The 7,013-nt window shown below is 65.1% G+C and carries 6 protein-coding genes; 2 read left to right on the top strand and 4 right to left on the bottom strand.

The window, feature by feature from the left end; all coding sequences use genetic code 11:
* Positions 1 to 55 precede the first annotated feature (55 nt).
* On the top strand, positions 56 to 622 hold the full coding sequence (locus AC1DSN_RS16170; protein ID WP_477295122.1) for a TetR/AcrR family transcriptional regulator: 567 nt from the start codon (positions 56 to 58) through the stop codon (positions 620 to 622).
* Positions 623 to 689: 67 nt separating this feature from the next.
* On the top strand, positions 690 to 1,322 hold the full coding sequence (locus AC1DSN_RS16165) for a TMEM175 family protein (protein ID WP_477295124.1): 633 nt from the start codon (positions 690 to 692) through the stop codon (positions 1,320 to 1,322).
* Positions 1,323 to 1,351: 29 nt separating this feature from the next.
* Here the strand turns inward: AC1DSN_RS16165 and AC1DSN_RS16160 are convergent, their stop codons facing one another.
* The 4 genes from AC1DSN_RS16160 to AC1DSN_RS16145 all read right to left on the bottom strand — a co-directional run.
* Positions 1,352 to 2,071: a 4'-phosphopantetheinyl transferase family protein gene (locus AC1DSN_RS16160; protein ID WP_477331647.1), complete on the bottom strand. Its 720-nt coding sequence runs from the start codon at positions 2,069 to 2,071 to the stop codon at positions 1,352 to 1,354.
* Between the two features lie 59 nt (positions 2,072 to 2,130).
* The gene (locus AC1DSN_RS16155; protein ID WP_477331645.1) at positions 2,131 to 4,428 is read right to left on the bottom strand and encodes a mechanosensitive ion channel domain-containing protein; all 2,298 of its coding nucleotides are present in this window, start codon (positions 4,426 to 4,428) and stop codon (positions 2,131 to 2,133) included.
* A gap of 108 nt (positions 4,429 to 4,536) precedes the next feature.
* The gene (locus AC1DSN_RS16150) at positions 4,537 to 6,402 is read right to left on the bottom strand and encodes a beta-ketoacyl-[acyl-carrier-protein] synthase family protein (protein ID WP_213947583.1); all 1,866 of its coding nucleotides are present in this window, start codon (positions 6,400 to 6,402) and stop codon (positions 4,537 to 4,539) included.
* Between the two features lie 82 nt (positions 6,403 to 6,484).
* On the bottom strand, positions 6,485 to 7,013 hold a 529-nt coding region (locus AC1DSN_RS16145), incomplete at its 5' end, for an alpha/beta fold hydrolase (RefSeq protein WP_477331643.1).

The raw sequence follows: 7,013 nt of genomic DNA, 5'->3' as shown, positions 1-7,013 counted from the left end.
TGCTTTTCGCGCTGTCAACCCCTATCAATCGATAGATAGTCTCTAGGACACCGCCATGAGTTCCCCAGACACCCGCCAGTCCATCCTCGCTGTTGCCCGGAAAATGGTGCAGTCGCGCGGTTACTCCGCCCTGAGCTTCCGTGATGTCGCGGCGTCGGTGGGCGTGAAGAGCGCGAGCGTGCACTACCACTTCCCGACCAAGGGGGCGTTGGGCTCCGAACTGGCCCGGGGCTATACGGACGAGATGGCGGCCTACCTTGCCGATGTGCTCGGGGAGACAGCGGACGCCGCGGCTTTCATGACGAAGTACGTCGGYGTGTTCCGCGCCGCGCTCGTGAACGAGAACCGCATGTGCATGTGTGGTGTCCTGGCGGCCGAGCGCGACGAACTTCCCGCCGAGGTGCAGGCGGAAGTGGAGCGCTTCGCCGAGGTCAACGTGGAGTGGCTGGGGAAAGCCCTCGAGCGAGACGAACCGCGTGTTCCGCTGGCACAAAGGCAGGCTAGGGCGCTGGCGATTTTTGCTGCGGTGGAAGGGGCGCAGTTGATTGCGCGCAGCCGGAGTGATGTTGCGGTTTACGACCAGGCCATCGGGGCGATGCGGACGGCTGGGTTGATTCCGTGAGGGCGGGGTCGATCAGAGGAACTGAGGTTAGGGCATGATGGCGCGGGGAAACATTTAGGGGAAGGGCATGGAACCGAATCCGTCAGGACTGTCGGAAGAGCGCGTAAGGCTTCGTCATCTCGACCGTTTGACCATGATGTCCGATGGCGTGTTTGCCATTGCACTGACGCTTTCCGCCGTGGAACTTCATCCCGAAATGGAAGCCGGGAAGACCCTGTTCCAGGTATGGGCCATGCCTTTGGCCGTCTATTTCATGAGCTTCCTGATCATCGCCGCCGTGTGGGTCGCCCACCGCCGCAACCTGGCGCACCTGCATTCGGTTGACGCGCCGACCACCTGGCTCAACCTTCTGCTGCTCAGCATGATCGGCTTGCTGCCCGTGGTTGTACGGTTCTTCCTCGTGAATATGGACACGACCTCGCGCGCCGGCATGGTCGCTTATGCGATGGTGTTGTCGGCGACGTATTTCGCCCTCGCGCTGACATGGGGGTATCCCGCGCTGATAGCGAATCACACGCCAAGCGTATCGCGTCGGCGTGCATGGGCATGGCTTGCCGAATACGTATTTGTCGCACTGCTATTCGCCGCGCTCGCGATTTACGCCATCGGCATGACGTGGCTCGCATGGCCCGTCGGCGTGGTGGCGGTATGCCTTCGCGTCACATCCTTACGATTGGGTCGCTCTGCGAGATCGTGCTGACTCACGTCGAGGCGTGAGCGCTACCGTTCTCACCACACGAAACTGGTGAGGATGGTATCGGCATCGATGGATCGGGTACGCAGCGCGAAGCGACGGCCTTGGGGCAGGGCGGGTGCCAGCGAGCGCGTGAGCATCAGTTCGAGTGTGCCGGCGCGAGCATCCAACGCCACGAGATCCACGGCGTCGAAGTCGAAATACGTCCCTACGGTGGCGAAGCTGCCCTTGAAGAAGCTCTCTTTCGCCGAAAAGGCGATGGTCAGCAGCATCTCGTAGGAGACATCGCCGGCAAGCGCATGCAGCAACGCTTGCTCGGTCAGCGTGAGCACGGTCCCCTCGACGGATTCGCGCGTCTCCGCCCCAATGCGCCGTTCGATATCGATCCCGATACCGTTAATGCCCGTGGAGGCGGTTGCAACAGCCGCCGCATACGGCCCTGCATGCGTAATGCTCCCCAGCATTCCCGTCGGCCAAACCGGCTGCCGCGATTCTCCCACCCCAATCTGCCCGTCCTGATGGCGATGCGCCCCCAAGACTCCAGCCACCGCATCCCTCGCAGCCAACCTCCCCATGAAAAACTCAGCCTGCCGTTTCTTCACACTCCGCCCGATGCTGTCGGACATATCGATGCGATGCTGTGCGAAGGCAGCGACATCGAACGCGTCAACCTCATAGGTGAGGAGAATCGCCGGCGGCACGCGCGCATCGGTCCAGCCCAGCTCGAAGGGACGGATGCCGATCACGCCCGACACTCGCCGTTCCGCGGAAAGCGGAAGGTGGGCTGAGGTCGCAGGGTTCGGGTCGACAGGGCTCATGGCGTAACGGGCTTCTCCTCCAGAAGCAGGCTCGTGCGCGGATTCGACAGGACTATACCAAGCTCGCGGAACCGCTCCAGGATCCGCCGGTTCAGTTCGCGCTGGACACCCCAGCGACCCTTGTCGGTGCAGCTGATCTGTCCGGCCAGGGTGAACATGCCCCCGTCTACCGCATCCACACCCCAAACCTCCATATCGGCAAGGATCTGCGGCGCAAAGGCAGGATCGGCAAGCAGGCTCGCGCCGATGGCCTTGAGCTCGTCGATCGCTCGTGTCACATCGGTTTCGTAAACGACGCTGACGCGCATGGCCGCGTTGCCCAGGCCGCGGTTGCTGTTGTTCACCGTCGTCACCGAACTGAAGGGAACGATATAGAGCGAACCATCGCCGCCGCGCAGGCGCACCGTGCGTATCGAAAGATATTCCACCGTGCCGGATACATCGCCGACCGTGACCGTGTCGCCGACCTGCATCGCGTTCTCCATCAGCAGGAAAATGCCCGTGATGAAGTCCTGCACCAGCTTCTGGGAGCCGAAGCCAAGCGCGACGCCGATGATGCTGGCGCCCGCCAGCAAGGGCGTGGTGTTGACGCCGATCTGGTTGAGTACGGTCAAGCCGACAATGAGGACGATGGCGATCAGCAGGCAGGTGCGGAGCATCGGTAACAGGGTGCGAAGGCGCGCGGCGCGCACGAAGTCGCCCGCGTCCTTCCAGCGCGAGAGTCGCCGATCGACACTCGCGTTGGCGGCCTCCCATACCAACACGGCGATGGTCGCGGCAACCAGGATGGTGATGAGTGCGGAGGCCAGGCTGCGTCCGATCGTTCCGCCGGAGAACCAGTCCAGTGCGTCCACACCCCAGGCCTGCAACAGGGCGATGATGGAACATACCGTCAGGATCGCGGTGACGACAGCGCGCACGAGCGGGTAGTAGCGCTGGGCGCGCATCCGGCCAGCGGCACGCTCTGCAACGCTGTCGCTGTCATTTTGGCCAGCAGGCTGGAACAGACGGCTCACGCCGCCGAGCACCAGGACCGCGACGATACGCGCGACCACCAGGACGGCCGCCGTGACGCCGACAAAGTGCAGTAGTTTGGGAAAGCCGTCTTCGACCCCGAGTGCCCACACGAACCATGCGCCAAGTACGACCACGGCCGCGACGACCGCCCATACCTCCGCCAGCCAATGCCTCACGGTAGCGAGCGTTCCCACCGCGTCCGGTGGGCCCGCGATAGCGGCCGCCACGGGCCGCCGGACCTTGAGGAGGAGGACGACGAAGAGAACGTGGATCACGAGCGACACGGCCTTGATCAAGGCGAGCCGCTGCTCGTCGGAGGCGCCCAGTTCCTGCAGGGCGTTGGCCAGCGCGAACCCGGCCGTGCCGACGATCAGGATGCTGCGTGACCAGACGAGAACGCTCCGCGCCGTGCGCTCGCCGACCCTGATGAGCCTCAGGCCGTGACCCACGGGCGAGACGAGCAGCCGCAGCACGCACATACCGATGCGCGCGGTGACGTAACCATCGACAAAGCCGCTGGTGATGTCGGCCACCTGCGGGTTGTCAGTCATCCAGCGCAGCAAGAGCCCGGCGAAGAGGAAGAACACAGCGACCGGAAGAAGATCGAGCAGCAGCGTCGCCAGCGCGAACGGCAGGTGGCGTAGCGTGCGCCAGTGGTTGGTGTGATTGGGCGCTTCGGCAGCGGGCGCGGGTTGGTCGGCTTCGTCCGCGTGCGCGGTGAGTCCGCGCCGCGGCCGTGCGAGGAGGCGAAGCATGCCCCATTCGGCGGCGAGACCGACACCGAACGCGATCACGAGCACGAGCAGCAGATGTCCGACCAGCTCGCGTTGATCGCCCCTCGCAAGGTTGTTCGTCGTCTGCCGGGCGACAGCGGGAAGCTCGCCGACGACATGGCGAAGCTGCGCCAGCTGCCCGCCCAACCCATCTTCCCACTGGCCGATGTGGCGAAGCATTCGGGCGATGAGGCCGTCCTGCTGCAAGGGGATGGCTGCTGAAGTGGCTGCGGTAGTGGCCGGGGGCGGAACAGCGACGCGAGCAGGCGTGGGGTGAGCGGCAGTCGATGAGGCGGGCGCCGGGGCGCCAGCCGCTATCGCTTGTAGTGTGCGGATCGCTTCGGCGCGCTTGTGTGCATCCTGCAGGACATCGGCGGCCCGCTGTGCATCGGCCGGGGAAAGGGTCGTGGCCGGGCTCGCCGCGTCCTGGGCGGAAAGGAGCGGGGAGGCGAGCATGGCAAACAGGAGCAAGGCCTCGGCTAGGCGAACGGCATGACGGTGCATACGATGGACCGGAGCAAGGACAATACCTTCAACCCTCGGCGATGCGCGGGGGCCCGTCAATCGAAGGTGTGTGAAGTCACCGGTGACTTCTTCCCGTCGTCCCGTAACTCAGTCCAGCCCGATCCACCGATGCTTTTCCGCCATCGACAGGGCCAGCTTCGGGCCGCGTCGCGCCACCCGCTCACGCTGTTCGCGCTCGCTGCGGATCGTCGGCCACGCGGCGAGATACGTTGCCAGTGTCTCGGCATCGCACGCGTACCGCGCGAAGGCTTCCGCCGTGGCCGACCGCAGTGCCACGGCGCCGTTGTAGCCACCGAACCCCTGGGTCGCGCAGATCGCACCACCATCGGCGTTACCCGGCGACGGCTCGGCCTGCAGGTGGAAGTGACTGGCGATCTCGGCAAGATCGGGATCGAGTCGACGCAGCGTGGGTACGCCCGGCGCCGTGCGCCCCAGGACGAACTGCAGGGCCTGCGACAAGGCTTTCAGCCCGGTCTCACCCATGGTGTGGCCATCGCCGACCGCCTTCGGTGTACCGACCACGAGTTTGGGCAGTTCCCCGGTCAGGCCTTGCCTCTGAGCCGCGCCACGCAAGCCCGCCAGCGCCGTGCCGAGATCCGTTTTCGAATTCGTGCGCGTACCCGTGGCATGAGCCGCCATGTACTGGAAGTCGCCGACGCCGTAGCCGTGACCCTGGAACGCCATGTCGAGTGCCTGGACCAGCGCGTTTTCGCCGCCGAAGCCGACACCCGCGAAGTGCGCCTTGCCACCGGCTTCGCCGCTCTGGCCCCAGCCGACGATGATGGACGTGATATCCAGCTGGTTGCGCAGGGCGAATTCGAGGGTGGTCACCAGCAGGCCCGAGCCGCCATGGCCGACCACGGTGCCGTCGGCGTCGACATCGAATGGGGCGAGCGAATCGTGCACGCTGCGCACGTTACCGTCGGCATGCGCGGCGTTCTTGGCGGCGAGCTTGTCGCCCGTCATCAGGGCGCCGCCGCCAAAGGCTTCGAGGATGCCGTAGCGCGATTGCAACGCGGCATCCGCCGCCGTGAGTAGCACCATCTGTGGCTTATGAAAGCCGGGATAGTCGAACAGCATCTGCGGCGCGACATCGGCGAGGGCGATGAGGCTGGAGGCACAGGCACCCACCGCGGTCATCGGCGCCTGCGGCACGCGCGTGTAGCCGATATCGTCCGAGCGCAACGATTCGCGCAGCTCYGGATTCTTCAGTACCCGGCTGATGCTGTAGCTCGGCGAAAGCATGGTCGACACCAGCGCAGGGCCATGCGAGCCCAGCGAGTGCGAGAGCCGCACGGCGAAGGTGTCTTTGGGGATGCCGCCTTCGGGCAACGGCGCATCCGGCCGTAGCCATTGGGCGAGGGCATCCATGCCGCCGAACGCGGTGGCTGACGCCACGCGGAAGTCGAACGGGTTGGGCACCAGTTCCGAAAGCGGGCGCGGCAGGCCGGCCAGGGCGCCCAGGGCGCCGTAGGCAAACAGCTGCGCCTGCAACGAAGGGCTGAGCAAGGCGTCGTCCTGGAAAAGCCCGTGCATGTCTTTGAGCTTTGAGGCACGGATGTCCTCGTAGCGCAGGCCTGCCAGGCGCCGCAGGCCGACGGTTTCCAGATCGTGAGGAAGCGGCGCGGCGATGTCGGTGACCACGCGCGGGGCCAGTTCGCGCACACCGGGTACGTGCCGGATGCCGCTGTTGGCGCGCAGGGACTCGCCGTGCAGCTGCTTCAGTTCGTCCAGCGTGACCGGCTCGCCGGCGTGTTCGCCCGTTGCCCAACGCATGCCATCGACGGCGCTGGCCGCCTCCGGGTCGATATCCACCAGGCCGGCATCGAATGCCGCGAGGGGAAGGAATTCATCCGACCGGGCCACCAGGGCCTGGTAGGTTTCCGTCGAACCCACTGCCGAAAGGGTGCAGGCCGTGCCGACGGTCACAAGAACTTGGTCGCTTCTCAACATGTTTTTGGGTACGTAGTGAAACAAACGAGTCGGTTAGTATAAGCGTCAGGCGCCCCGACCGGCGGTTGCCGGCACGCCGCGTTCAGCGAGGCTGCCTGTCGAGGAAGGCCAGGACCAGCGTGGCTATCTCGTCGACCTTTTCATCCCAGGGGAAATGACCGGCGTCGACCAGGTGGACTTCGGCGTCGGGAACGTCGTGTCGATACGCTTCGCCGCCCTGGCCGATGAACGAGGGATCGTTCTTGCCCCAGACGACAAGGGTCGGCGGCTTGTGCGCACGCAGCCACGCCTGCCAGGCCGGATACGAGGCCACGTTGTTCCGATAGTCGTACAACAGCGCCGACTGGATCTCCTGCTGTCCCGGGCGTGACAGGTGCGCGAACTCGTCGGTCCATGTGTCGGGGTTGTAGCGTTCCGGATGCGAGCTGCCAAGCGTGTGACGTTGCTCCGTGGCCGCTTGCGAGACGAAGTTCGCAAAAACCTCCGGGTGGGCTTTGGGATCCTTCCAGTACTCCGCGATAAGCGCCCACTTCTTCCCGAGCCCTTCCTGGTAAACGTTGGCGTTGGAGACAATCAACGCCTGCACGCGCTCGGGATGCTTCACCATGATC

This window comes from Luteibacter sp. P4_D7_3, from assembly GCF_056401735.1.
The sequence above is the reverse complement of the archived record's forward strand: the minus strand, read 5'-3'. Positions and strand labels throughout refer to the sequence as shown.

What these genes read in the sequence shown, in the direction of transcription:
- AC1DSN_RS16165 (WP_477295124.1), top strand. Translation starts at nt 690, where the DNA reads ATGGAACCGAATCCGTCAGGACTGTCGGAAGAGCGCGTAAGGCTTCGT.
- AC1DSN_RS16155 (WP_477331645.1), bottom strand. Translation starts at nt 4,428, where the DNA reads ATGCACCGTCATGCCGTTCGCCTAGCCGAGGCCTTGCTCCTGTTTGCC.